Source organism: Carboxydocella sp. ULO1, assembly GCF_002049255.1.
In the GTDB taxonomy this organism is placed as follows: domain Bacteria; phylum Bacillota.
Window position 1 is genome coordinate 1 of record NZ_BDLQ01000137.1, and the last position, 395, is coordinate 395.

Sequence of the window (395 nt, forward strand, 5' to 3'; positions counted from 1 at the left end):
CGTTCACGTTCGCCGGGCAGCTCTGGATCATCGGTTACGTAATCTCGCATAGTCTCCACGTACTGCTTCAATAGATCCACAGCTGCTTCTAGGCTGATAAATCCACCCTGTAAAGCAATGTTAAGCGCATCTACTATTGTTTTTACGGTTTCTGCATATTCTTTTTCATCACGCTCTACGACCGCATCCCATGTAATCATCACATCATAGCTGTCAAATTTCTTACCGGTAGCCTTGCTGTACATAACCAAAAGCATACGAACAAGTAACTGCCAGCACTCGGTGACCATTTCACGCTTCCTGGCCACTCTACGGATTAGGAGCGGCATCTGCTCTTTCACGCTGGCATGGCTGGAAGGAGTATGAACGCCAAAGGCAAACTCTGGCACTTCAGA

Annotated in this window: 1 pseudogene; it reads right to left on the minus strand. The window is 47.6% G+C overall.

Annotated features, from left to right (window positions below):
* Window positions 1–395 (minus strand): annotated as a pseudogene (locus tag ULO1_RS14025) (phage portal protein); the annotation flags it as partial.